The sequence below is a fragment of the Arthrobacter glycogeni genome, assembly GCF_054510815.1.
In genome coordinates this window covers 24,378-47,318 of record NZ_JBTNDV010000013.1, presented here as the reverse complement: position 1 = coordinate 47,318, position 22,941 = coordinate 24,378, and the positions used below count along the sequence as shown (strand labels likewise).

At 65.4% G+C, this 22,941-nt stretch carries 20 protein-coding genes and 1 pseudogene; 15 read left to right on the top strand and 6 right to left on the bottom strand.

Features of this window, described 5'->3' with window-relative positions; all coding sequences use genetic code 11:
* Positions 1-807: an endonuclease III gene (gene nth / locus ACX80G_RS13820; RefSeq protein ID WP_459308269.1), complete on the top strand. Its 807-nt coding sequence runs from the start codon at positions 1-3 to the stop codon at positions 805-807.
* The gene (locus tag ACX80G_RS13815; RefSeq protein WP_459308268.1) at positions 804-1,463 is read left to right on the top strand and encodes an NUDIX hydrolase; all 660 of its coding nucleotides are present in this window, start codon (positions 804-806) and stop codon (positions 1,461-1,463) included. Before nth ends, ACX80G_RS13815 begins: the two co-directional genes overlap by 4 nt.
* 30 nt (positions 1,464-1,493) lie before the next feature.
* Here the strand turns inward: ACX80G_RS13815 and ACX80G_RS13810 are convergent, their stop codons facing one another.
* Positions 1,494-3,209: a bifunctional 3'-5' exonuclease/DNA polymerase gene (locus ACX80G_RS13810; protein WP_459308267.1), complete on the bottom strand. Its 1,716-nt coding sequence runs from the start codon at positions 3,207-3,209 to the stop codon at positions 1,494-1,496.
* Between the two features lie 170 nt (positions 3,210-3,379).
* Here ACX80G_RS13810 and ssd point away from each other — a divergent pair, with 170 nt between their 5' ends.
* The 7 genes and pseudogenes from ssd to ACX80G_RS13775 all read left to right on the top strand — a co-directional run bounded on the left by ssd (position 3,380) and on the right by ACX80G_RS13775 (position 8,235).
* On the top strand, positions 3,380-4,459 hold the full coding sequence (ssd, locus tag ACX80G_RS13805; RefSeq protein ID WP_459308265.1) for a septum site-determining protein Ssd: 1,080 nt from the start codon (positions 3,380-3,382) through the stop codon (positions 4,457-4,459).
* Positions 4,456-5,649 (top strand): TadA family conjugal transfer-associated ATPase, encoded by a 1,194-nt coding sequence (locus ACX80G_RS13800; protein WP_459308263.1) that lies wholly within the window; start codon positions 4,456-4,458, stop codon positions 5,647-5,649. The genes ssd and ACX80G_RS13800 overlap by 4 nt, the downstream gene beginning before the upstream one ends.
* Complete coding sequence (locus ACX80G_RS13795) at positions 5,646-6,431, top strand: type II secretion system F family protein (RefSeq protein ID WP_459308262.1); 786 nt, start codon at positions 5,646-5,648, stop codon at positions 6,429-6,431. Before ACX80G_RS13800 ends, ACX80G_RS13795 begins: the two co-directional genes overlap by 4 nt.
* Positions 6,432-6,630: 199 nt before the next feature.
* Positions 6,631-7,053, top strand: a complete 423-nt coding sequence (locus ACX80G_RS13790; RefSeq protein WP_459308260.1) for a type II secretion system F family protein — start codon at positions 6,631-6,633, stop codon at positions 7,051-7,053.
* 226 nt (positions 7,054-7,279) lie between these two features.
* A pseudogene (locus tag ACX80G_RS13785) lies at positions 7,280-7,438 on the top strand (DUF4244 domain-containing protein); the annotation flags it as partial.
* Between the two features lie 34 nt (positions 7,439-7,472).
* Positions 7,473-7,835: a TadE family type IV pilus minor pilin gene (locus ACX80G_RS13780; protein WP_459308259.1), complete on the top strand. Its 363-nt coding sequence runs from the start codon at positions 7,473-7,475 to the stop codon at positions 7,833-7,835.
* Between the two features lie 10 nt (positions 7,836-7,845).
* Complete coding sequence (locus tag ACX80G_RS13775) at positions 7,846-8,235, top strand: Rv3654c family TadE-like protein (protein WP_459308257.1); 390 nt, start codon at positions 7,846-7,848, stop codon at positions 8,233-8,235.
* A 107-nt stretch (positions 8,236-8,342) separates the two neighbouring features.
* Here ACX80G_RS13775 and sftH read toward each other — a convergent pair whose 3' ends face one another.
* Entirely contained in the window at positions 8,343-10,673 is a 2,331-nt protein-coding gene (sftH, locus tag ACX80G_RS13770) for a DNA 3'-5' helicase SftH (protein WP_459308256.1), read from the bottom strand.
* Between the two features lie 51 nt (positions 10,674-10,724).
* Entirely contained in the window at positions 10,725-11,375 is a 651-nt protein-coding gene (locus tag ACX80G_RS13765) for a GNAT family N-acetyltransferase (protein WP_459308254.1), read from the bottom strand.
* A 98-nt stretch (positions 11,376-11,473) separates the two neighbouring features.
* Here ACX80G_RS13765 and trhO point away from each other — a divergent pair, with 98 nt between their 5' ends.
* The gene (gene trhO, locus ACX80G_RS13760) at positions 11,474-12,400 is read left to right on the top strand and encodes an oxygen-dependent tRNA uridine(34) hydroxylase TrhO (protein WP_459308252.1); all 927 of its coding nucleotides are present in this window, start codon (positions 11,474-11,476) and stop codon (positions 12,398-12,400) included.
* On the opposite strand, the gene ACX80G_RS13755 is transcribed toward trhO, so the two are convergent.
* Positions 12,397-12,957, bottom strand: coding sequence for a DM13 domain-containing protein (locus ACX80G_RS13755; RefSeq protein WP_459308250.1), 561 nt, complete (start codon positions 12,955-12,957; stop codon positions 12,397-12,399). The two genes, trhO and ACX80G_RS13755, sit on opposite strands and share 4 nt — an antisense overlap.
* A gap of 160 nt (positions 12,958-13,117) precedes the next feature.
* Here ACX80G_RS13755 and ACX80G_RS13750 point away from each other — a divergent pair, with 160 nt between their 5' ends.
* From ACX80G_RS13750 to proC, 5 genes are all read left to right on the top strand, one after another.
* The gene (locus ACX80G_RS13750; protein WP_459308248.1) at positions 13,118-14,764 is read left to right on the top strand and encodes a DUF7059 domain-containing protein; all 1,647 of its coding nucleotides are present in this window, start codon (positions 13,118-13,120) and stop codon (positions 14,762-14,764) included.
* A 178-nt stretch (positions 14,765-14,942) separates the two neighbouring features.
* Complete coding sequence (topA, locus tag ACX80G_RS13745; protein ID WP_459308247.1) at positions 14,943-17,705, top strand: type I DNA topoisomerase; 2,763 nt, start codon at positions 14,943-14,945, stop codon at positions 17,703-17,705.
* Between the two features lie 88 nt (positions 17,706-17,793).
* A complete protein-coding gene (locus ACX80G_RS13740) occupies positions 17,794-18,816 on the top strand; it encodes a Ppx/GppA phosphatase family protein (RefSeq protein ID WP_459308245.1) in 1,023 nt (340 codons plus the stop codon).
* Positions 18,817-18,845: 29 nt separating this feature from the next.
* Positions 18,846-19,628 carry a sugar phosphate isomerase/epimerase family protein gene (locus ACX80G_RS13735; RefSeq protein ID WP_459308363.1) on the top strand — a complete coding sequence of 261 codons (783 nt, stop codon included), beginning with the start codon at positions 18,846-18,848 and terminating at the stop codon, positions 19,626-19,628.
* A gap of 283 nt (positions 19,629-19,911) precedes the next feature.
* Positions 19,912-20,757, top strand: a complete 846-nt coding sequence (gene proC / locus ACX80G_RS13730) for a pyrroline-5-carboxylate reductase (protein ID WP_459308243.1) — start codon at positions 19,912-19,914, stop codon at positions 20,755-20,757.
* A 51-nt stretch (positions 20,758-20,808) separates the two neighbouring features.
* On the opposite strand, the gene ACX80G_RS13725 is transcribed toward proC, so the two are convergent.
* A complete protein-coding gene (locus tag ACX80G_RS13725) occupies positions 20,809-21,477 on the bottom strand; it encodes a potassium channel family protein (protein WP_459308242.1) in 669 nt (222 codons plus the stop codon).
* Positions 21,470-22,882, bottom strand: coding sequence for a TrkH family potassium uptake protein (locus tag ACX80G_RS13720; RefSeq protein WP_459308240.1), 1,413 nt, complete (start codon positions 22,880-22,882; stop codon positions 21,470-21,472). The genes ACX80G_RS13725 and ACX80G_RS13720 overlap by 8 nt, the downstream gene beginning before the upstream one ends.
* Positions 22,883-22,941: the final 59 nt, after the last annotated feature.

Sequence of the window (22,941 nt, the reverse complement as noted above, 5' to 3'; positions counted from 1 at the left end):
GTGGTCAGGACAGTCGGGACCGGAACGTCGGATCCAAGCCCGCTCGCCGCGAAACGGCGGGCACGCCGGATCCACCGCAGGCTGGCCGGGGAATACCCCTACGCGGTGGCGGAGCTCGACTTCAGGAACCCCTTCGAGCTGCTCGTGGCGACGGTGCTGTCCGCCCAGACCACCGATGTTCGGGTCAACCTCACCACGCCGGGCCTGTTCGCCAGATACCCGGACGCTCGCAGCCTGGCCGAAGCCGACGAACTAGCGCTGCAGGACCTGATCCGGCCCACCGGGTTCTTCCGCGCCAAGTCGCGGAGCCTGCTGGCGTTGTCCACCCGGCTGGTTGACGACTACGACGGGGTGGTCCCCGCCCGCCTTGAGGACCTTGTCACCCTCCCTGGCGTGGGGCGCAAAACGGCCAACGTGGTGCTCGGCAACGCGTTCGGTATCCCGGGCATCACCGTCGACACGCATTTCGGCCGGCTGGCCCGGCGCTTCCGCTGGACCGAGTCCGACGACGCAGTGAAGGTGGAGGCAGACGTCGCCCGTTTGTTCGATCCGCAGGATTGGACCATGCTGTCCCACCACGTGGTGTTTCACGGCAGGCGGGTATGCCACGCCCGCAAACCCGCCTGCGGGGTGTGCCCCCTCGCGGCCCTCTGCCCCGCCTATGGCGAGGGTGAAGTGGATCCGGTCAAAGCCGCCAAACTACTGAAGTATGAGCTGGCCCCGGGTAGGGAGGAGCTGCTGCGCCTGATGAGGAGCGGCGCAACGCGGGGCGAACTGCAGGCCGCCGGATACAGTCTCGGAGCATGAGCGCCCGTCAGGAATTGCTCAGCCTGGCGACGGGCTCGGTGGGGAAAGCGGCAACGCTGCGCGGCATAGACCCCGCCAGGGCCCGTGCCGCCGCCGTCCTCATCCTCTTCGGCACCCTCGACAACCGGCCGGCGCAGTTTCATGCGGAGGCGGTGCCCGATGACCTTGACCTCCTGTTGGTGCTGCGCTCCGGGGAGCTGACCGATCATCCGGGCCAGGTAGCGTTCCCGGGCGGTCGGATCGACGACAACGACGACGGCCCGGTGGCTGCGGCGCTCCGCGAGGCATGGGAAGAAACCGGCGTTGACACCACAGGGATCGAGGTGCTCGGCCAGCTGCCTGAATCGGGGCTGCCGGTCAGTAACTTCCTGGTCACCCCGGTGCTCGCATGGTGGGCCCGACAGTCGCCGGTCACCGCCGTCGACGAAGCCGAGTCGGAGCACGTGTTCCGTGTTCCGGTCGCTGACCTGCTCAATCCGGCCGGCCGCCGGACAGTGGTCAGTCAGCGGAACGGCGTCACCTGGACCACTCCCGCCTTCCTGGTGACAGGCGTCACCGTGTGGGGTTTCACCGCTATGCTGCTGGACACGCTATTTGATGATTTGGGCTGGACCATCCCGTGGGATGACTCGCAGCAGATCCCGCCGCCGCTGTAGCATGCGCCTGTGCATAAACCGAAGCACCGGTCACTTGGCGTCGGCATAGGAATCAACCACCATGACATTGACCGCAAATTCGATGGGAATGTCGCCGAACATCAACCGGGTCGCGGACTGCGCGGCCTCGGTCACCAGGCGGCAGACCTCGTCGACCTGCCCGTCGGGGACGTGCAGCATCACCTCGTCGTGCAGGAAGAACACCAGCTGATTGACCGGGGCAGGCGTTGTCGACGCCCGCAATTGGCGGCGCAGCTCCGCCAGCCAGCACAGGGCCCATTCCGCAGCGGTTGCCTGCACCACAAAGTTCCGGGTGAACCGGCCGCGGGAACGGGCCAGGTTATCGGCGCGACGCTGCTCCTCGGCGGACGAGGTCTGCTGGGCTGCGACCCAGGCGTCGGTCGCCGGCGGGCACCCCCGACCGAGATAGCTGCTCACCACGCCTCCGGCCTCGCCAATGCGTGCGGCACCTTCCACCACCTGGATAGCCTGCGGGTAGGTGCGGGCAAGCTGCGGCATCAGCCGCCCCGATTCGCCAGTCGTCGCTCCATACATGGCGCCCAGCATCGCCAGTTTCGCCTTGGCCCGGTCGCCAAAGCCCTGCTCGGCGATCCCCTGGTACAAGTCTTTGCCGCGTGCCGCCGTCGCCAGCGCCGAATCGCGGCCGAGGGCCGCCAAGACCCGCGGTTCCAGCTGCGCAGCATCAGCGACCACAAACCGGTGGCCGGGGTCGGGGCGCACCGCGTCGCGGATCTGCTTGGGAATCTGCAGTGCGCCGCCGCCCCGTGACGCCCACCGCCCGGAGACGACGCCGCCCACCACATACTCGGGGCGGAAGCGGCCCTCCTGGACCCACGCGTCCAGCCAGGTCCAGCCGTTGGCGGTGAGCAGCCGGGACAACTTCTTGTACCGGAGCAGCGGCTCAATTCCCGGATGCTTATGCTGCTCCAATTCCCAGGATCGGGTGCTGGTCACCTCGATGCCGGCCCGGTGTAGGGCCCGCAGCAGTTCTTGCGGCGAATCAGGGTTGAACCCCGGGTTCTTCAAGTGAACGCGCAGTTCCCCGGCGATCCGTTCCAGTTCGGCTGGCCGAACCCCGTCACGGGGGCGGGGGCCCAGCTCGGATTCGAGGAGCGACTCGTGCAGGTCGCGGCGCCAAGGAATTCCCGCCGCCTCCATCTCGGCAGCCAGCAGGGCGCCAGCCGATTCCGCAGCCAGCAGCAGCGCCAGCCGTTGCGGTCGCGGTCCGCCGGCAACGGCCTGCTGCTGCTGGCGGAACTCGGTGAGGACGTCTGCCGGGCCTGGCCCACTGGGGGTGCTGGGCGTCTCAAAAAGACTGGACTGGCCGGCGGGGTTGGGCAGCGGCGGCACCTGCCGGGCGGGCAGCTGGTCCGGCTGGTCGGCGCCGTCCCGGAGCGCGGCAATGTACGGTTGGTCGGCGCTGACGCTGGAGTGGCGGAGGATATCGCGGCTCAGGCTCAGGTCATGGCACCGTTCAACACTGATCGACTGTTTCAACAGTGCCGGATACCAGGCACGGGTGGAATCCCAGACCCAGCGCACTTTCTGGGCCTCAAAGTGGCGGACTGCTGCGGTAAATTCGTCCCGCCCGACGACGACGGCGTCGCCGGCGGGAGTGCCCGAGGCATCAGCCGGCTGCAGCACGGCGGCGGCATCCTGCGTCGGCTCCGCGGCGGCGTCTGCCTGGGTGCTGCGGGCGGGCGGCACGGACACGACAACATACATGCCTCCATTGTCTCCCGCATCCGCGATTGTCCGGTCCCAGCGGAGCGTCACCAGGACCGGGCCCATCTCCGACGGCGCACTCGTCCTCCACAAGCACCCGCCAGCGGAGGTTTGTCCACATTCGCCCGTTGAGGCTGCTCACCGGTGAGACAACGGTGCAGGCTGGGCTCATGACAGATGGACGGCCCTGGCTCCCGGAGCCAGGGAAGGCGGGTGCGGCGTTGGTTACCGGCTCGCAACGCATCCGCGATGAGACGGCCCGGGTCGCGGCAGCGGCTGGCCTTGAGCTCACCATCACGGCGACCCTGGCCGAGGCCCGCCAGGTTCGCCCGGCAGTCGTGTTGGTAGGCAGTGACAGTCCGGAGAGCCGCCTGGACACCGACGCCGAGCTGATTCTCGTGGGCCTTCCGGGGGAGGAAGGAACCGTATGGGAGGTTGCGGCCAAGCTTCACGCCACCCGGGTCGCGATCCTGCCCGCTGCGGGGGATTGGCTGGCGGAACGGTTCGCGTACCTCCGGGCCGCGGGATCACGCGGTCACATCCTCGGCCTGATGGGTTGTTCCGGCGGGGTGGGAACGAGTTCACTGAGTTGCTGGCTCGCGCTCGCCGCCGCCCGCTCGGGCCGATCCACCTTGCTGATCGATGGCGACTGCGCTGGGGGAGGACTGCACCTTGCACTGCCTGAGACACCTTCCGGCGTCCGCTGGGAGGATCTCGGAGAAATCAGCGGCACGCTCAACCCCGACCAGCTCGCCGGGGCCCTCCCCACGGTCAGAGGATTCGCCCTGCTGTCCATGGGTGGGTCCCCCGCGTCAGAGTCCAGCATCGTGGCCTCGTCAGCAGTTCACTCGGTGCTCGCTGCCGCGCGCAGCGCCTTTGACCTGACCCTCGTTGACCTGCCCGCCGGCTGGCCGTGGGGCGGTCCGCTGCTCGCTTTCTGCGATGAGGTGATGCTCCTGGTTCCCGGGCGGACGCGGCCCATTACCGCCGCCCGCTCAGCGGTTGAGCACCTGCGGTCGCTGCCCACCTCGGTGATAGCACGCGGGCCGTTGGGCCCGGGACTCGATCCGGATGGAGTCGCAGAGCTGGTGGGACAACCCCTGATGGGTTACCTCCCGCACCTGCGTGGCGTACCGGAGGCTGAACGGCAGGGGCGGCTCCTGACCATCGGCGCGCACCGCGCTATTCGGCGCCTCGCCGCCCAAACCCTGGCCACAGTCCCCGCCGGGATCGGTAGGGCAGCGTCATGAACAATCCAGCGCGAGCCCCACGTCGTGCTACCGGCCACGACGACGCCGCGACCACGATGGTCAGCGAAGTCCGTCAGGCCGTCCTGGCGGAACAGTTGCCACTCACCGGGGCCCGCCTGGCCGCGGCCGTCCAGTCCACCGGCAGACTCCTGGGCTCCGCAGGGACCCTCAGAACTGTGGACCGGGTCCAGGCCGAGCTGCAGGGTCTCGGGCCGCTACAACACCTGGTGGCTGATCCGGCCGTAACTGACATCCTTGTTAACGGTCCGGATGAGGTGTGGGTGGACGGTGCTGACGGACTGCGACGAACCACTGATCGCTTCAGCACCGACGCCGAGGTGCGTGCGCTGGCGGTGCGCCTCATCTCTGCCGGTGGCCGGCGCCTCGACGACGGCAACCCCTGCGTCGATGTCCGCCTCGCGGCCTTCCGTGTCCATGCAGTCCTTGCCCCAGTGTCCACCCGTGGCACCCTGCTATCGATCCGCATCCAGCGTCAGCGGGGGTTCAGCCTCGAGGAGTTGACCGGCTCCGGAACACTTGACCCGTTCATGGCCGATGTGCTCCGCGCAGTGGTCGAACGACGCCTCAATTTTCTGGTCAGCGGGGCAACCGGCACCGGAAAGACCACGCTGCTCTCGACTCTGCTGGCGCTGAGTTCGCCCACCGAACGACTGGTGACCGTTGAGGACTCGGCCGAGCTTAACCCGCGCCACCCGCACACGGTTCCGCTGCAAAGCCGCCACGGCAACGCCGAGGGAGCAGGCGCCGTCGACCTGGCCGAGCTGGTGCGGCAAGCCCTGCGGATGCGTCCAGACCGTCTGATTGTCGGCGAGTGCCGTGGAGCGGAGGTGCGTGACCTCCTCACCGCAATGAATACTGGGCATTCGGGCGCCGGCGGGACGATCCACGCCAATTCAGCCGAGTCCGTCCCCGCCCGGCTGATGGCCCTGGGCTCTTTGGCCGGGCTGAGTCGCGACGCGGTCACGGCGCAGGCGGCCAGCGCGCTCGACGTCGTGGTGCACCTCGTGCGTGGGCAAACCGGCCGACGGGTGGCGGTGATCGGTCTGTTGGACGTGGACGATGCCGGACAGCTGATCGTGAGTCCTGCCCTCACCCGGCGAGGCGCCGCGTGCGAGCCTGCCTCAGGATGGCCCCAACTTCAGGGGCTGCTACGTCTGGGATTGCCGTGACGGGGGTCACCGTGGGGATCCTGTTGATGATGGCCTTTTTGCTTCTCGCCTTTCCGACCGAACTGATCGCCGGAGCCAGCGGCCGGGCGACCTCCTCGCGGGTTCTGCACCGGATGGCCGGACTGTGGCCCGTGGACCGTTCGGTCGACCCCTTGGAACTGCCCCTCTTCATTCATCAGCTGACGGCGCTGCTACATGCGGGCAGATCTCCGCACCAGCTATGGCAGGACATGGCCGTGGTGTATTCGGCGGCTGACACTGAGCGGGCGGCGGGCGCTGGTCCCGGGTTTGGTGCTCACGCGTCGCCGGTGCTCTGGGCGGCACAACAGGCTGCAGCGATCGGCGAAGGTGTCCCCGAAGTGCTTCGCAGAGCCGCGGTCAGCCAATCGACGGATGGGCGCTGGCGTCCGGGCCGGGCCAGGACCCCGCCTGCGAACGGCGTGGGTCTGTGGCGGGACCTGGCCGTGTGCCTGGAGATTTCTGAACGTAGCGGCGCTCCGCTGGCTGATGTCCTGGGCCGGTATGCCGCCCAGCTTGATCAGTCCCTCGATGCCGCCGCGGCCCGGGCGACGGCGTTGGCCGGGCCGGCCGCCACCGCACGGCTCCTCGGCTGGCTCCCATTCTTCGGGCTGGGCCTGGGCTACCTCACCGGTGCGCAGCCGCTCGCCATCCTGTTAGGCTCGGTTCCTGGTCTGGTGTTGCTTGGCGTGGGAGTGTCCCTGATGGTGCTGGGGCGGCTCTGGTCCGGCCGTCTGGTGGCTGCGGCTGCGAAGGGTGGCTGAGATGACCGGCGTCTTGGTCTTTCTCGTGCTGTGTGTGGCTGCTCTGTTGCTGACCGGATCCGGGCGATCAGGGCGCGGTGGCCAGGATCCCGCGGCCCCCGGAGCTGACCCGGGACCTGAGACGCCGCCTCGTCGAGGCCGTCTCAAGACCTTTGGACGACCTGCGCTGCGGGACTTGGAGGGGGTTGATCCAGCGCTCATGATCGATTTGCTGGGTGCCATGCTCGCAGCCGGGGCGCCAATCGAGGCTACGCTGGCGGTCCTCGGTGATTCCTGTCCACCGCCCTTGTCGCTCAGCTTGCAGAAGGTTCAGGGAGCCCTCGCCCTCGGTGCTGACTGGGAGACGGCGTGGAACTCCGCTATCTCCCAGTCCGATGCTGCGACGGGCGCAACCCTTCGGGAGCTTGATGCGGCTCTTCGGTTCGCTGCGCTGACCGGTGCGTCGTCGGCGGGGATTGTGCATGCCTGTGCCGGGCAGCTCCGTCGCCGGAGGAACAACGAAGCTGAGCAACGTGCGGCAACGTTGGGCGTCCGGCTGGTGGTGCCGTTGGGCCTGTGCTATCTGCCGGCCTTCATCTGCCTGGGTGTGCTCCCTGTGGTCTTCGCCATGCTCCCACAGTAGTGATGACTGCGGGTCCGCCGGGACTGAGACTTATCCACATAGCTCTGGTTCGGACCCCGCGGTATGGCACGACCGGGCAGAGTCATGGCAGGGCGAGCACGTGCTCTACCGGAGAGAGGTCGTTGCAGTGGTTGACCTCACCGCGAAGGACTACCTGGAGGAAGACATGTCAGCAACAAAATTGTGGGAACTCTGCAAAGGGCGTCGGCCGGTCATCCGGTGGCGTCGACTGTCCGGCTCCGAGGCAGGGATGGCGACCGCCGAATATGCCATCGCTACCCTCGCCGCGGTCGGGTTCGCCGCACTTCTGGTGGCGGTTCTGTCCAGCGGCGAGGTCAGGGGCATGCTGATGTCTCTGATCAGTTCAGCGTTGAGCTTCGGGTAACGTGCCGAAGCCACAGAACCGGCACTCCAATGGATTGCAGGGGACCGCGCTGCAGCGTGGGGCGGTGACAGCGGAGGTGGCGGTTGCGCTGCCGTCCCTGGTTCTGCTCCTTGCGCTCCTCCTGGGTGCTGCAACGGCGGGTCTGACCCAGCTGAGGCTGGAGGAGGCGGCCCGAGCCGGGGCCAGGGAGGTGGTCAGGGGTGAGCCGGCGGACCAGGTACGGGCGACGGTGAGTAGGCTCGCTGGCGGACAGGCCCGGTTGGAGCTGACCGGCGACGGTGAGTGGTCCACCGTGACTGTTAGTGCCCGCCTCGCCGTCCCGTTGCTGGACCTGGTGGGGTGGGACCTCTCGGCCTCCGCGTCAGCGCGCGCTGAGATCCTCGGCGTTGGCCAGTGACGATCAGTCTATGAGAAGCCCATCGATGACCCGTCGCCCCCGGGCGGAGACCGGAGCCGGTACCGTATTGGCGTGCGGGTTCGCTCTGGTCATCATCACGCTGATCGCCGCCGTGGTCGTGCTGGCGCAGGCCGGGACGGTGGCCGCACGGGCGGCCACTGCAGCAGACCTCGCCGCGCTCGCCGCCGCTGATGCGTCACGGGGACTGATCATTGGAGATCCCTGTACTGTGGCGGCAGAGACGGCTGCCGCCCACGGAGCGTCTCTGCGGTCCTGCGACCGGGAAGGCCCTGGCGGCACCATCGTGGAGGTGCGGACCAGCCTGAAGGTGAACGCCGTCGCCGGGTACCCGCTTCTCCCGGATGCGACGGGTCGGGCACGCGCCGGGCCGCCACCCTAGCTCTATCAAAGTCTGCCAGCCCGCCAGCCCCGGCTGGCTGTTGATGTAGTCAGTGTCAGTCTGTCGGTCGACCAGTTACTCAGTCAGTCTGTCGGTCAGCTGGTTAGTCAGGGGGCCGCGGCAGGGTCCTGGGTCAACACCAGGGCCAGCAGTGCCGCAGCGCCGGATTTGCTGAGCGGGTTGTTCCTGTTGCCGCATTTGGGTGACTGGACGCAGGAGGGGCAGCCGATGTCGCATTCGCAGGCAATGATCGCGTCCAGGGTGGCCTGAATCCAGATTCTCACGGCCTCGTATCCCCGTTCGGCGAATCCCGCCCCGCCGGGGTGACCGTCGTACACGAAGATGGTGGGCAGCATCGTATCGGCGTGCAGGGCCGTCGACACCCCACCGATGTCCCATCTGTCACTCGATGCGACCAGGGGAAGTAACCCAATGGCGGCGTGCTCAGCCGCGTGCAACGCACCCGGCAGGTCAGCGGCAGTCAGATCAGCATCCTCGAGCAGCCGCTGGTCGAACTCGAACCAGACCGCCTTGGTATGAAGGTCACGCGCACCGAGTTCCAATGCCTCCTCTGACAGGATTTCGTTGGAGACGAAGGCTTTCCGCTGGAAGGACACTACCTGGGTGGTCACCTGCACCTCGCCGAACCGAATCTGCACTCCACCCCAGTCCTGCGTCCGGCTGGCCCCGATCACCTCAATTTCCGTGATGTCCCTGGCCTGGGTGTAGTAGTCGGGGTTGGACCTGGTCACCATTGCACAGTGATCCTGCTCGTTGAGCTCATCCACCACATAGGTTTGCCCCTGATGCACGTAGATCGCTCCGGCGTGGGCCTGATAGTGGCTTTGCGGTGAGTCCATGGTGCCGAGCATAGTGCCGGTGCCGGTCTCGACAATGCTGATGGGGCCGCCGCCGTCGGCTCGCAGGTTCACCATCCCGGCCGCGCTCTGCGGGTGGGTCCAGAACCAGCCGGCAGGCCGCTGCCTGAGGAAGCCCTGATTCACCAGCTTGGCAAGGAGCTCTTCAGCCCCGGCGCCGAACAAGTGTAGCTCTGCTGGTGTGAGCGGCAGTTCGGCCGCTGCCGCACACAGATGGGGGCCGAGTACATAGGGGTTGGTCGGGTCGAAGACCGTCGCTTCGACCCCAACGTCGAATACCGCTTCCGGGTGATGCACCAGGTAGGTGTCGAGCGGGTCATCGCTGGCGACGAAAGCGGCGAGCGCGTCCTGACCCGACCGTCCGGCCCTGCCGATCTGTTGCAGGAGGGAAGCACGGGTGCCGGGCCACCCCGCAACCAGCACGGCATCCAGCCCGGAAATGTCGATGCCGAGTTCAAGGGCGGGGGTACTGGCCACCCCCAGCAGCCGTCCGTTGCGGAGCGCAGATTCCAGTTCCCTGCGCTCTTCCGGGAGGTAGCCCGACCGGTAGGCGGCCACCCTGCTGGGCAGGCTTGGATGAACCTCGTGGAGCAGGCGCTTCGTTGTTGCGGCGATGCTTTCCGCCCCGCGCCGGGACTTGATGAACGCGATTGTCCGGACTTGGGCGGAGACCAGGTTGGCCAACAGGTCAGACGTTTCGGCGATGACGGTTCGGCGTTTGGGGGCCCCGTTCTCTCCCTTGAGCTCGGTGAGCTCGGGCTCCCAGAAGGCTACGGTAGTCGACCCGTGGGGGGAACTGTCTTCCACCACCGGCGTCGCCTGGCCGCCGATCAATTTGCCGAAGGAGGCCGCAGGGTCGGCGGACGTGGCGGAGGCGCCGATGAACACGGGGGAGACGCCGTAGTATTCGCAGACCCGCCGCAGTCGCCGCAGGAGGTTGGCCACGTGTGAGCCGAAGACACCGCGGTAGCTGTGGGCTTCGTCGATGATGACGTACTTCAGGCGCCGAAAGTATCGCGCCCACCACGCGTGGTTGGGCAGGATGCCGTAGTGCAGCATATCGGGGTTCGCCAGCACCAGATTTGCGTGGTCCCGAATCCATCGACGAGCGGCGGTGTCGGTGTCACCATCGTAGGTTTCGGCACGGACCGTCGGGATGTTCAACGCCTTTACTGCCGCCAGCTGGTCCGCGGCGAGCGCCTTGGTGGGGGCAAGGTAGAGGGCCACCGAACCGGTCGGCTCCAGTGACACCCGATCGGCCAGGGCCGTCCGGTGAATCTCGTCCAGCACTGGCAACTGGTAGCAGAGCGACTTGCCCGACGCGGTGCCCGTGGCCACAATCGTGTGTCTACCGCTGTGGGCTGCATTGGCCGCAACCACCTGGTGCTGCCACGGGGTGGTGACGCCTAGCGCGCCGTACGCGGAAACAATGTCCGGATGCGCCCAGTCCGGCCATGGTTGCAGGCGGGCGTTCCGGGCCGGAATTTCCCGCACGTGAACCAGCTGCTCCGGTTCGGCACCCCCGCCAAGCAGGGGGATCAGGGAGTCATGAAGGGCCACGTTGCCATTGTGTCACTCTGCCAGCCGGTCACTCCGCAATCCGGCAGGGGGTCAGGCACGAATCACAAACACGTCGGCCAGATGCTGCCAGCCCAGGTACTGGTAGAGCTCCTGCCCGTCAGCCGAAGCCATCAGCAGCCCGTGTTCTACGTCGTCTTCGAGGACGGCGGAGGTGAGCGCCCGCATCACGTAGCTGCCGAGGCCGCGGCGGCGATACTGTTCAGCAGTGATAATGCGGTCGTAGACGGCGAAGCCATCCTCTACCGCCACCGATCCGCGTGCAGCTTCCTCCCCGTTGGCCATCACCCTCACACGGCGGCACGACGGTTCGCGCAGGTGGGTGAGGGAAAACACCTCGTCCGGTGGACGCGGGTCCTCGACGTCCTGCCCGTCCATGTTCACTGTCATCAGCGCCTGATGGTTGTCGATCACTCTCATCCCCAGCGGGCTGAGAGTGGCGAGCAGCACGTTCATCCGGGTGGTGACGACGGTAAGCAGCCGGTTTGGATCGGCTTTCGTCTCAGCGGCGAGCGCCAGCGCCTGCTCATCAGTTGGTTCATACAGGAAGTGCTCCTGCTGATTGCCATTGTCCGTCAGCGAAACGGATACGGTGCTGCCGTCGTCGTGCGGCTGATAGTCCCGGCAGGAGGACCAACCGGAAATCCACGTAGCCAACAATTCCCTCGACAGATGTGCACTCATGGAATGACCATAGTTTGTGCGACTGCTATTGAACATAGGAAGCCCGCGCCGTAGTCGATTTGAGACCTGGTAGACAGCGGGCCGTTATGCTTAAATGCGTGTCCATGAACCGCATTGTGCTCTATTACGCCTTCACTCCGCTGTCCGATCCGGAGGCCATCCGCTTGTGGCAGCGCGCCCTCTGTGAGAAGCTCGGTCTCCGCGGCCGCATCCTGCTATCGAAGGACGGTATCAACGGCACAGTGGGCGGCGAGCTGAACGCGATGAAGCAGTATGTCAAAGCGACCCGTGAATATCCGGCTTTCAAAAAGATCGACATCAAGTGGTCGGACGGCGGGGCGGCGGACTTTCCCCGGCTGAGCGTCAAGGTACGTGACGAGATTGTGTCTTTCGGTGCTCCGGACGAACTTAAAGTCGGCGACGACGGCGTGCTGGGTGGCGGAACGCATCTGTTGCCGGCCGAGCTGCACAGCCTGGTCGATGTGAAGAAGGCCAACGGGGAAGAGGTGGTCTTCTTTGATGGACGTAACGCGCTTGAGGCGCAGATCGGCCGGTTCCGGAACGCCATCGTCCCCAACGTTGCGACCACCCAAGACTTCGTCAATGAACTGGACTCCGGCAGGTATGACCACCTCAAGGACAAGCCGGTGGTCACCTATTGCACCGGGGGCATCCGGTGCGAAGTCCTCTCCAGTTTGATGATCAACCGGGGATTCGCAGAGGTGTATCAGCTCGACGGTGGGATAGTCCGATACGGCAAGGAGTACGGCGACTCGGGACTCTGGGAGGGTTCCCTTTATGTGTTCGACAAACGCATGCACGTCGAGTTTTCGAAGGACGCCAAAACTATCGGCAAGTGTGTCCGCTGCGAGACGCCGACCAACAAGTTCGAGAATTGCTCCAACCTTTCCTGCCGCAACCTCACCCTCTACTGCGCCACCTGCGCTGCATCCCCGTCGACCCTTCGCTGCCCCCAGGGCTGTGAATCGGACGAGGCTGAGGCCACGGCGTCGGGCGCAGCCTAAGTTTCCCCGCCAGTCAGGCTAAGCTGCGCCGCCCCGAAGGATACGCCGAACTGGGCACACCACAGGTCCACCGATTTGAAGGCTGACAGGTCGACGTCGGCCGGGATTTGGTACACCTGGTTGCCTTGGTTTCCCTTGATGAGGCCCAGATCGTAGAAGGCTGCCGACCCCGCGGTGTACCAACCGTCAGTCCCCTCGACAACATCGGCTGCACTGAGCCACACGTGCACATCCGGTCCATTTGAGGTGTCCAGATCCTCAAGTGTCAGCAGACGCGTTCCGTCTGGCTGCTCAATGATCCGGACCGACCCGGTGGTCGCGTGTTCGTGAGCGATCAATGACCCCGAGGCGAGCTGAACCGGACCCGGGGGAGGCGGAGTGTCCGTCGTCGGGGATGGCGCCTCAGAGGTGGGAGCCGTCGACGGTGGACGACTCTCGGTGGTGACCGCCACCACAGGAATCTGGTCGTCCACCCGCACATCAATGAACAGCAGCCAGGGTTTGAACACCACCAGTCCTCCTACCAGGACGACGACGGCGACCGCGGCCGCCACCATGACCCACACGCTCCTGCGGCCTCGGTGTTGATGAGCTGTTCTACCGGTGTCCTTCATGCTCGAAAAGCTAGCACCGGCGGACGACGGCTAGTGCCCTGGGGGCCAGCTGTTAGCAAACGGTAAGGTCTTCCGGGCGCAGGACAGTCAATAGACTTGAACCATGACTTACAACGAACTGCCAGCCGACGTTCCCGATACGCCGGTCAGCAGTTCACCCGCGGCACTCAACCACCTCGGCGCTGATCTACGGGCTCTGAACTACACGGTCGACGGCGTCGCGGACCTGATCGGCGTTGAAGCCTGGGAGGCGTTGCAGAAGGACCAGCTGATTCCGGCGCTGCTCGCCTGCCGGGCGGCACCCACTACGAAAGACCAGCCCCTGGCTGCGGTGCTGCTCTGGCTGCTCGGCGAGCCGGTACCCGACGCGCAGCTGGGCAGGGCTTTTCCCCGCACGACACCCGACGGCCTGGGCAGGTTGGGGCTCGCGGAACGCGTCGAGGCCAGCGGGTGGCGGGCATCCGTGGACCTGCGCCCCTATTCGTCCGACGCCGGCGGGGACTTGTGGGTGGCCAGCGACCTCGGCCAGCATCAGCGCCCGGGAGTGCTCCGCCGCGACCATGTCCTGGGGATAGGCCAGGCCTCGCTTACCCTGGCCCAGCTCACCATCCGGCCAGCAGTGGATCGTGCCCTGGACCTTGGGGTCGGGTGCGGGATCCAAACCTTCCACCTCCTCGGCCATGCGCGCCACGTCACCGCCACCGACATCTCGGCCCGGGCGCTCGCCTTCACCCGGTTCAACCTCCTGCTGAACTCCGAACAGCTGGACCTCGACCCGGCCGACCTCGACGCGAGGGTAACCCTGCGCCAGGGCAGTCTGCTGGATCCCGTCGTCGGGGAAACGTTCGAGCTGGCAGTCTCCAACCCGCCGTTCGTCATCACCCCGCGCCGGGTAGGTGAAACCCTCGACAACCAGTTCACCTACCGCGACGGCGGACTGCCAGGCGATGACATTGTCTCTACCTTGATCAGGGAACTTCCCGGCGTCCTCGCTCCCAGCGGCTCAGCCCAGTTGTTAGGCAACTGGGAAATCCCCGCCGGTGGCCGCTGGCATGACCGCATCGAGACCTGGATCCCCGAGGGGGTGGGCTGCTGGGTCGTTCAACGGGAACAACTCTCGCCGTCGGACTACGCCCAGACGTGGCTGCGGGACGCCGCTGAGTCCCGGGACCCGCACCGGTTCGCTGACCGCTACGCCGCCTACCTGGACGACTTCGCGTCCCGGGCCGTTGAGTCCATCGGCTTCGGCTCCGTGCTCCTCCGCTCTCAGCAGCGGGACGCACCGCTGCGCCGTTTCGAGGAGATCACCCACGCGCTTGAGCAGCCCATCGCCCCCCACATCGCCGCCGCCGTCGCCCGGTACGACTGGACCATGGCCCACGCCGACGACCTCCCCGGGCAGCACCTGATGGTGGCCGACGACGTCACCGAGGAACGCCACCAACGCCCCGGGGCCGAACACCCTGGTGTGATCCTGCTCCGCCAGGGGGCCGGATTCCGGCGCACCACCCTCCTCAGCGCCGAGCTGGCCGGATTCGTGTCCACCTGCGACGGCGAACTCTCAGCCGGCCAGATCGCCATGGCGCTCGGCGCACTGTTGGGCCAGGACGACGACGTCTTCCGGGCCGCGCTCCTGGCCGATGCGCGCGAGCTCGTCCTGGACGGATTTCTGAGCCCGGCAGAGGGTTTGACGCCCGGGAAACCAACGGATTCCGGGCCCGCAGCAGCGTTGCTGGGTGGCGCCCGGTAAGGAGAGCTTGTACACAGTTATCCCGCTTGTGTGACCACTGGTACACCGGAGCCGTTACCCTATTGCAGGAAGGCATACCGCATACTGTGAAGGGTATAGGGGCCCGATTGCCAGGGTCCTCCGGTACGACTACCGCTGAAATGCTACCCATTCAGCTTTACCTTTATATAGGAGAGAAGTGCCCACTAAGGCAACGGACAAGCAGCCCGGCCGCAAGCTCGTCATTGTTGAGTCACCCGCGAAAAGCAAGACCATCGCGGGCTATCTTGGCGAGGGCTTCGAGGTCACGGCGTCCATGGGGCACATCCGGGATCTTCCCCAGCCCTCGGACCTCCCCGCCGAGCTGAAAAAGACCGGTGTCGGCAAGTTCGCTGTGGATCTGGACAACGACTTCGAACCCTACTATGTGGTCTCCGCCAACAAGAAGAAGACAGTCGCCGAACTCAAGGCCGCACTCAAGGGTGCCGAAGCTCTCTACCTCGCGACTGACGGTGACCGTGAGGGTGAAGCTATTGCCTGGCACCTGCTGGAGGTCCTCAAGCCCAAGGTGCCGGTCTACCGACTCACCTTCCCTGAAATCACCAAGGAAGCCATCCAGCGCGCCCTGCTGGAAATGCGGGAGCTCGACATCCCCATGGTGGACGCCCAAGAAACCCGTCGCATCCTCGACCGCCTGTATGGCTACGAAATTTCACCAGTGCTCTGGCGCAAGGTGGCCCGCGGTCTCTCCGCCGGCAGGGTGCAATCGGTCGCTACCCGACTGGTGGTTGAACGTGAACGCGAACGGATGGCCTTCCGGGCCGCGTCCTACTGGGACCTCACCGGCACGTTCTCCCCGCAAAGCGGCGACGAGCGTCAGTCTTTCGGCGCCAAGCTGGTCAGCCTTGACGGTTCACGCGTGGCCACCGGCAAGGACTTCACCGACCTCGGTGAACTGAAGTCACCGAGTGTGGCACGGCTCGACGCCGAGACGGCCGGTTCGCTGGCCGCCGAACTGCAGAACTCCGAGTTCGCTGTCCGGTCGGTGGATACCAAGCCCTATACCCGACGGCCCGCCGCGCCGTTCACGACGTCGACCCTGCAGCAGGAAGCCGCCCGGAAGCTCCGGTTCTCCTCCCGGGTCACGATGCAGGTTGCGCAGCGTCTGTACGAGAACGGCTATATCACGTACATGCGTACCGACTCGCCCGCGCTCTCGGACCAGGCAGTGAACGCTGCCCGCCGTCAAGCCGCCGAACTGTACGGAGCCGAGTACGTTCCCGACGCCCGCCGCGTCTACAAGGGCAAGTCGAAGAACGCACAGGAGGCCCATGAGGCCATCCGCCCGGCGGGGGATTCCTTCCGCACCCCGGCCCAGGTGGCAGGCCAGCTCCGGGGCGACGAATTCCGCATGTATGAACTCATCTGGAAGCGCACCGTCGCGTCCCAGATGGCTGACGCCAAGGGTTCCACCGCCACGCTCCGGCTGGGCGCGCTGGCGGCCGGTCCTGACGGGTTGACCCGCGACGCTGAGTTCTCGGCCTCCGGCACTGTCATTACCTTCCGTGGTTTCATGGCCGCCTATGAGGAAGGCAAGGACGCTAGCCGTAATGAGCAGGATGCGGCCGACGACGGCGCGCAGGGAGCCCGGCTCCCCAATCTTGCGGCAGGCGACAAGCTGGGCGCCGAGGAGGTCACCGCCGTCGGGCACGAGACCTCACCGCCTCCGCGTTACACCGAGGCGTCGCTGGTCAAGGTGCTCGAGGAGCTGGGCATCGGTCGGCCCTCCACCTACGCAGCGACCATCTCCACCATCATGGACCGGGGGTATGTGCGGACCCGCGGGCAGGCCCTGGTCCCCAGCTGGATCGCGTTCTCGGTGGTCCGACTCCTGGAAGAGCACTTCCATGACTATGTCGACTACGATTTCACCGCTGAACTGGAAGAGGACCTGGACCGCATCGCGCGCGGCGAGGCAGGCCGGGTCGACTGGCTGAACCACTTCTACTATGGGGACCGCAAGGTCACCGGACTGCACACCATCGTCAACGACCTGGGCGAGATTGATGCACGCAAGATCAATTCGATCGAGATCGCCGAGGGCATCACTCTGCGCGTCGGCAAGTTCGGCCCGTACCTGGAGAAGCCGCTTCCGGCCGACGCTGAGGAGGGAACCGAGCCGCAGCGCGCCAACGTCCCGGAGGATCTAGCCCCCGATGAGCTGACCGTCGAGAAGGCCATCGAACTGATGAACTCGTCCGGCGCCGAAGAGCGGGTCCTCGGCGAGGATCCGGGGACGGGCCGCTCGATCGTGGCACGAGACGGACGCTACGGACCGTACGTCATCGAGCTTATCCCCGAGGTGACAGAGGAGGAGCTGGCAAAGCAGCCGGTTGAGTTTTACAAGAACGGCAAGCCCAAGCCGCCCAGGAAGCCGGTCAAGGAGAAACCCCGTACCGGCTCTCTGTTCGCCTCCATGGCACTGGATTCGGTGACACTTCAGGACGCCCTGAAGCTGATGAATCTTCCGCGGGTGCTCGGCACCGATGCCGAGGATAAGGAGATCACCGTCCAGAACGGTCGGTTCGGTCCCTACCTGAAAAAGGGTACGGACTCGCGGTCCATCGGGTCCGAGGAGGAAATCTTCACCATCACGCTGGAGCAGGCGCAGGAGATCTACTCCCAGCCCAAGCAGCGGGGTGGCCGGACCGCCGCGGCGCCGCTCGCCGAGTTTGGTGACGACCCGGTGTCCGAGAAGCCAGTGGTGGTCAAGGACGGCCGGTTCGGCCCCTACATCACTGACGGCATCACCAACATCACAGTGCCTCGCTCGACTGCCATCGAGGAGCTCACCCGGGAAGTGGCACTGGAACTGCTGGCAGAGAAGCGGGCCAAGGGACCGGCCCCCAAAAAAACAACAAGCCGTGCGCCGGCCAAGCGCAAGGTCGCAGCGCGCAAGTAGGGGCCGGGGTTCTCAGCGAGGCCCGTAGTGGGGACAGGACGTCGTGGGGCGCGTCGTCAACGAAAGTATCGACGAGAATAATGGAATCATGCGTTTAGGCGTTCTGGATATCGGATCAAATACTGTGCACCTGCTCCTGGTGGATGCACATGCTGGGGCACGTCCGGTGCCCTTCGCTTCCCACAAGCGACCGCTCCAGCTCGTAGCGCATCTGGACAATACCGGTGCGATCACCGATCGTGGGCAACGCGAACTGATCGCGTTCGTCACGGATGCCAGAGAGTTTGCCAGTCGCCACGGTGCCGAGGATTTCCTGGCGTTTTGCACCTCGGCGATCCGCGAGGCTGCCAACGGGGAGGCGGTACTGCGGCGGGTCAAGTCGGAAACGGCTGTGGTGTTGCAGGAACTCAGTGGCGACCAGGAAGCGGCTATGACCTTTCAGGCGGTACGGCGGTGGTACGGCTGGAGCGCCGGATCCATTCTGAACCTGGATATCGGCGGCGGCTCCTTCGAGATGGCGATGGGCGAGGATGAGCTACCCGAGGTTGCGATCTCGGTCCCGCTGGGCGCCGGCCGGCTCACCCGGGACTGGCTCTCCGAAGACCCACCGACGGCGAAGAGTGTGAAGCACCTCCGCCGGTACATCCGCACCATCATGAAGGATGCCGCCGCCGGGTTCAGCTCGCTCGGCGAACCGCACCTGGTGGCTGGGACGTCAAAGACGTTTCGGTCGCTGGCCCGGCTGGCGGGCGCTGCGCCGTCCGCAGCAGGACCCTTTGTACGCAGGGACTTGCGGCTCGAGGACCTATCCTTGTGGACCAAGCGGCTAGCGGCGATGTCGGTGAGTGACCGCGTGAATCTCGACGGCGTTTCGGAGACTCGCGCCGCCCAGGTCCTGGCAGGAGCACTGGTGGCCGAGGCAGCCCTCGAAGTCTTCACGGTGGACAGTGTGAAGATCTGTCCGTGGGCGCTGCGCGAAGGCCTGCTGCTCCGAAGGTTCGACACCTTGATGTTCGAGGCACAGGAGCCGATGCCCGCCGTAGGCGTCGGGCATGTGCAACTGAGTTCGGCCCTCCAGGACGAACCGTGGGCAGGACGCGCGGCGTTGTGAACGGGGAAGTTGCGCCGGGGCGGAAGGACGTGCGGGTGGCATTGTCCAGCGCCTCGGTCTATCCCTTGGCGGTCCATGAGGCGTTCGCCGTGTCCCGCAGTCTGGGGTACGACGGCGTTGAAGTGATGGTCACCAACAACCATGTAAGCCAGAACCCGGACAAGCTCAGCGCGCTCAGCCAGCAGTACGACCAGCCGATCTTGGCCATCCATGCCCCGACCCTCCTGCTCACCCAGCAGGTTTGGGGTAAGGCGTGGACCAAAGTGGAAATGTCAGCAGCGATGGCGGCCGAGGTTGGGGCGACGACGGTAGTGGTCCACCCACCGTTCAGATGGCAGAGTGGCTACGCGGAGAATTTCGCTGAGGGAGTGCGGCGCATCACTGACGAGTACGGCGTCACGATCGCCGTCGAAAACATGTATCCCTGGCGGGTGCGGGGGCGTGAAGCCAAGGCCTACCTGCCGCACTGGAACCCGGTGCCGCAGGCCTATGAGGCAATCACCTGGGACTTCTCCCATGCAGCTATCGCAGGGATGGACTCGCTCGAAGAGATGCGTACCTTGGGCGGCCGCCTATCCCACGTGCATCTGACTGACGGTACCGCCAACGGCAAGGACGAGCATCTGCTGCCCGGCCAGGGAACTCAGCGCTGCGCCGAGTCGCTGCAGTTCCTGGCCGGTTCAGGCTTTGGCGGAGTGGTAGCGGTCGAAGTGAGCACCAGGAAAGCGAAAGGTGCCGACGAGCGGAATAAGTGGTTGGGGGACACACTCGCTTTTGCTCGACGGCACCTAGGTCAGGCCAAGGAAACCTGACGGTTCATCACTCGCACCTCTAGGAGGTATTACCAACATTAGGACAGCTACTTGTGAGTATGCCGAGAGCGAGCTGGTAACTCAATGCATTAAAAGGACGGTGCCGGTGAGCTGTTCAGGAAAGTGGGGGGCAATCCTGTGTCGTCACCGGCACCTGAGACCGAACCAAAGAAAGTCCGATGCTCATCTCTTGCACCTTTTTGAGGCAATAACGAGTGTACTGTTATTTTCTTCCTAATCTTGCCGCGGCATGCTGCGAATTTCTCCGTGGCAAGATGGGACCATGAGCAACCCAACTGCACCAACAATTTCTTTCCTCGGCTGCGGGTCAATGAACGAGGCGATTCTCGGCGGGCTCCTCGCCAGCGGGATGTCCCCCCGCTTGGTGACTGCCACCGTGCGCAGCGCTGAGCGCGCCGCCGAACTTCGCCGGGTGCATGGGATCACTGTGCTGGCTACGTCGGAGGACCCGGAAGCGAACCGCGTCGCCGCAGCCACTGCCGACGTCGTCATCCTGGGCGTCAAGCCCGTGGGTACGATCGAACTGGCCCGGGAAATCGGGCCCGCCCTGAAATCGACAACAACGGTTGTCAGTGTTGCAGCCGCCATCTCCCTGGCCATGCTGGAAGCGGCGCTCCCGGCCGGGCAGCCGGTAATCCGCTCAATGCCCAACACCCCGTCCCGCCTGGGTAAGGGCGTGCTCTCCATCTCGGCGGGCACCCACGCGGGTGCTTCGCTGATGGCCCAGACGCGCGCAATCCTCAATTCGGCGGGCACCGTCGTCGATATCCCCGAAGAACAGGTGGATGCGCTCTCCGCGGTCAGCGGCTCCGGGCCGGCCTATGTTTTTTACCTCGCGGAGGCCATGGCCGCGGCTGGGGTGGAGCTGGGGCTGGACCCGGGACTGGCGAAAATCCTGGCCACGGAAACGGTGGCAGGGGCCGGCTTCATGCTGGCCGAACCGGACGCAGATCCCACCGCGCTCCGGCGCGCAGTCACCAGCCCCAACGGCACTACGGAGCAGGCCATCGCGACGTTCGACCGGTTGGACCTGCCGGTCATCATCGCCGCTGGGGCCCGGGCTGCCAGTAACCGCGCCCAGGCCATCACGGAGGAGCTGGACAGCTAGGCCCTCCGGGCAACCCCCCGGTGACCCGCCCCGGGGGTTTGGTGCCGAGGTTTAGGGGCGGGCGGCGAACCGCTCCAATAGGTCTACGTGCCCGGAGACGATGAGCATGTCCCGACTCGTCACCTTGGTATCGGGCCGCGCGTAGGTGAAGTCCTCCCCGGGTGATTTCACGCCCACCACCGTGACGCCGTATTTGGACCGCACAGCCGATTCGCCCAGGGTGAAGCCCTGTGTTTCCTTGGGCGGATACATCTTGACGATCGCAAAGCCATCATCGAACTCGATGAAGTCCAGCATGCGCCCGCCGACCAGGTGTGCCGCCCGCACCCCGGCGTCCGCCTCAGGGTAAATGACGTGATTGGCGCCAATCCGCTTCAGGATCTTGCCATGCGCTGGCGTGATGGCCTTCACCCACAAATGATCGATGCCCAGGTCCACGAGGTTCGCCGTAATGAGCACGCTCGATTCGATGGACGTACCGACGCCGACGACGGCGGCGGTGAACTCCTGCGCCCCGAGCTGGCGAAGTGCATCGATGTTGGTGGCATCGGCCTCGACCACATGGGTGAGCACCCCCGACCACTTCTGGACAAGCTGGGTGTCCCGCTCAATGGCCAGAACCTCGCGGCCTTGCTTCACCAGTTGCTCGGCGGTGGCTGAACCGAAGCGGCCGAGTCCGATTACCAGGACTGGCGCGTTGTGTGCTGGTCTTTCAGCCAATGATCGGCCTCTCTTCGGGGTAGTGGTACAGGGTGCTGCGTTGCCGCAGAGCGAGCGCCGACGCGAGCGTGATGGTTCCCATCCGACCGGCGAACATGAGCGCGGCAAGGACGTATTTGCCTTCGGGCGGCAGCTCAGCGCTGAGATTGGTGCTCAGTCCGCAGGTGGCGAACGCCGAGATCACTTCAAAGAGCACCCTGTTGAGGTCCTCTTCAGTCATCCATAGCAGGACGCCGGTGGCGAGCAGTACCAGGGTGCCCCCCATGAAGATCACGGAGATCGCGACCCGCATCACGCCTTCGGGAATTTTACGGCCGTAGGCCTTCACATCCGAATCGCCGCGGGCCTCCGCCACGATTGCCAGGAACATCACGGCGATCGTGGTCACCTTGATGCCGCCCGCGGTGGAGGCGGACCCCCCGCCCGCAAACATCAACGCGTTGGTCAGCAGCATGGTGGCGGAACCCATCTCGGCCTGGTCCACCAGGTTGAAACCCCCTGAGCGGGTCATCACCGACGCAAACAGGGCATGAATCAGCTTGTCGCCGCCGCTCAACCCTCCGATGGTCCTGTTATTGGACCACTCCAGCGCGCCCCACGCGACCGCCCCCAGAACGAGAAGAATCAGCGACACGTTCACTGTCAGTTTGGTATGCAGGCTCCACTTACGGACCCGGAGGCGGTATTGGATGAGGACCAGGATCACCGGGAAGCCAAGGCTGCCCAGAAACACGCCGACCATCAGCGGCACCAGGATGAAAAGGTCAGTCTCGTAGGGTACCAGGCCGTCAGAGTGTGGCGTGAATCCTGCGTTATTGAAGGCAGAGATCGAGTAGAACACGCCATGCCACACGGCCAGCCAGAAGGGTTCGCCGAGCACCATGAATCGTGGGATGAGCATCAGGGCAAGCGCGACTTCCACCACCACCGAGGTAGTGATGACGATGCGAAGCAGAGTGCCCACTTCGCCAAGCCGGCTGGCGTTGTTCAGTGCGGATTGAGCAAGTAGTTTTCCGCGGACGCCGAGGCGCTTGCTCACCATGAGGGCGAGCAGGGATGCCAGCGTCAGCGTTCCCAGTCCGCCCACAAAGATGCCGATCAGGATGACCAGTTGTCCGAAGAACGACCAGTGGGCGGCCGTCGAGACGACGGTCAGGCCCACCACGCAGACTGCCGAAACGGCTGTGAAGAGCGCGTCATGGAGTGCGGTGACGGTGCCGTCGCTGGAGGCAATCGGCAGGCTAAGAAGTGCGGTGAAGATGATGATCACACTGAAAAAGACGATCAACGCAACCCGCGCCGGCGAGCTGTTGGCTACACCGTCAATAAAGTCCCGGATACGAGCAAGCACCCTAAGGTACACGCTCTGTTCTTCCCGCAGCCAGGATGGCTGTCCTCTTGCCATTTCGTTCGCTTTGCCCCGGTTTCGCAGTCTCGACTTCGAATGGATCGCTCCAGATGTCC

Coding starts and splice junctions, on each gene's coding strand:
- ACX80G_RS13750 (WP_459308248.1), top strand. CDS start 13,118: ATGACTTACAACGAACTGCCAGCCGACGTTCCCGATACGCCGGTCAGC.
- ACX80G_RS13755 (WP_459308250.1), bottom strand. CDS start 12,957: ATGGTGGCGGCCGCGGTCGCCGTCGTCGTCCTGGTAGGAGGACTGGTG.
- ssd (WP_459308265.1), top strand. CDS start 3,380: ATGACAGATGGACGGCCCTGGCTCCCGGAGCCAGGGAAGGCGGGTGCG.
- proC (WP_459308243.1), top strand. CDS start 19,912: ATGAGCAACCCAACTGCACCAACAATTTCTTTCCTCGGCTGCGGGTCA.
- ACX80G_RS13740 (WP_459308245.1), top strand. CDS start 17,794: ATGCGTTTAGGCGTTCTGGATATCGGATCAAATACTGTGCACCTGCTC.
- ACX80G_RS13765 (WP_459308254.1), bottom strand. CDS start 11,375: ATGAGTGCACATCTGTCGAGGGAATTGTTGGCTACGTGGATTTCCGGT.
- ACX80G_RS13800 (WP_459308263.1), top strand. CDS start 4,456: ATGAACAATCCAGCGCGAGCCCCACGTCGTGCTACCGGCCACGACGAC.
- ACX80G_RS13775 (WP_459308257.1), top strand. CDS start 7,846: ATGAGAAGCCCATCGATGACCCGTCGCCCCCGGGCGGAGACCGGAGCC.
- ACX80G_RS13790 (WP_459308260.1), top strand. CDS start 6,631: ATGATCGATTTGCTGGGTGCCATGCTCGCAGCCGGGGCGCCAATCGAG.
- ACX80G_RS13815 (WP_459308268.1), top strand. CDS start 804: ATGAGCGCCCGTCAGGAATTGCTCAGCCTGGCGACGGGCTCGGTGGGG.
- ACX80G_RS13810 (WP_459308267.1), bottom strand. CDS start 3,209: ATGTATGTTGTCGTGTCCGTGCCGCCCGCCCGCAGCACCCAGGCAGAC.
- ACX80G_RS13720 (WP_459308240.1), bottom strand. CDS start 22,882: ATGGCAAGAGGACAGCCATCCTGGCTGCGGGAAGAACAGAGCGTGTAC.